We start from the raw sequence: 1,374 nt of genomic DNA, 5'->3' as shown, positions 1-1,374 counted from the left end.
GCCGCGCACGCTGGCCGACCTCGGCAAGTCGCGCCTGCTCCTGCGCGAGGCGCGCAAGGGCGCCATCGCCGAAGGATTGGTCGAGGCGGTGCAGCGCGGGCTCGACATGCCGCAGTCGGCCTGGCCGAAGCTGCCCAAGGGCAAGGACCGCGCCGACCTCAACGCCGCGCTCGCCGACCTCCTGCGCGTGCTCCTCAAGGCCAAGGCCGAGGAGGCGGGGGTCGCCGCGAAGCTCATCGCCTCCTCCAGCGATCTCGACGACATCGCCAGCGGCGAGCGCGAGGGGATCTGGGCGACCGGCTGGCGGCGCGAGGTCTTCGGCGAGGATGCCTTGAAGCTTCTCGACGGGAAGATCGCGCTGGCCGCCGAAGGCGACCGCGTGAAGGCGGTCCCGGTCTGAGGCTCAGCGCCGCTCGATGGTGCGGCGGTTCTCGCGTCCGATCACGGTGACGCTTCGCACCGCCGCGAGGTCGCGCCGGCCGAGGGTCGTCGCCGCCACGATCTGTCGGGTGGGCGCGGCGCCCGCGATCGCACCGGGCGGCGGCGCGGCGGCGCGGAATTCGTAGACGATGCCTGTCTCTGTGCGCTCGACCTCGATCAGGTCCGCCTGCCAGTAGCCCGTCCGCTCGGTCATCGCGGTCGCCGTGACGATGGCGCCCGAAGTCGTTTGCTCGATGGCGAGCGACGTGACCTCGGCCACAAGCGGGCGCGGGTCGCGGGCGACCGCGCGCTCGGTCACCTCGATCCTTTCCTCCCGGTCGCCGCCGAACCAGTTCAGCGGGTTGAGGCGGCTTTGCCCGCAGGCGGCGAGGCCGAGGCAGAGGGTCAGGGCGAGGAACGCGCGCAGCATGGTGGCTCCGGGTCAGGTCGTGGTGGCGAGCCCGTGCCTAGCCCAAAGCCCTGCCGAAGGAAAGCGGCATGGGCGCGCGCCCCGGACTGGACGCGCGGGCGCCGGGGCCTTAGGTCCGGAGGACGGAGACAGGAGCGGACCATGGCGACGGAAGCCTTCGAAGACATCGCGGACACCTTCGAGTTCCTCGAGGACTGGGAGGAGCGCTATCGCCACGTCATCGAGATGGGCAAGGCGATGGAACCGCTCGACGAGGCCTTCAAGGTGCCCGCCACCAAGGTCGAGGGCTGCGCGAGCCAGGTCTGGATCCTGCCCCGGATCGAGGGCGCGGGGCCGGAGGCGCGCTTCGACTTCCGGGGCGACAGCGACGCGATCATCGTGCGCGGGCTGATCGCCGTTCTGCACGCGCTCTATTCGGGCCTCAGCGCCCGCGAGGTGGGCGAGGTCGACGCGGCGGCGGAGCTCGGGCGCCTCGGGCTCGACGAGCATCTCTCCTCGCAGCGGTCGAACGGGCTGCGCGCGAT

At 72.1% G+C, this 1,374-nt stretch carries 2 protein-coding genes and 1 pseudogene; 2 read left to right on the top strand and 1 reads right to left on the bottom strand.

All coding sequences use genetic code 11. The features are described from left to right. A pseudogene (locus ACTS11_RS20285) lies at positions 1-400 on the top strand (ribonuclease D); the annotation flags it as partial. A 3-nt stretch (positions 401-403) separates the two neighbouring features. Here ACTS11_RS20285 and ACTS11_RS20280 read toward each other — a convergent pair. Then, positions 404-850: a hypothetical protein gene (locus tag ACTS11_RS20280; protein WP_442642094.1), complete on the bottom strand. Its 447-nt coding sequence runs from the start codon at positions 848-850 to the stop codon at positions 404-406. Between the two features lie 141 nt (positions 851-991). Between ACTS11_RS20280 and ACTS11_RS20275 the strand changes: the two genes are divergently transcribed. Continuing rightward, a partial coding sequence (locus tag ACTS11_RS20275; RefSeq protein WP_442642093.1) for a SufE family protein occupies positions 992-1,374 on the top strand: 383 nt, incomplete at its 3' end.

It is taken from the genome of Roseicyclus sp. (assembly GCF_052168335.1).
Classification (GTDB): domain Bacteria; phylum Pseudomonadota; class Alphaproteobacteria; order Rhodobacterales; family Rhodobacteraceae; genus Roseibacterium.
Note: the sequence above shows the minus strand (reverse complement) of the source record. Positions and strands in the feature narration are given on the sequence as shown.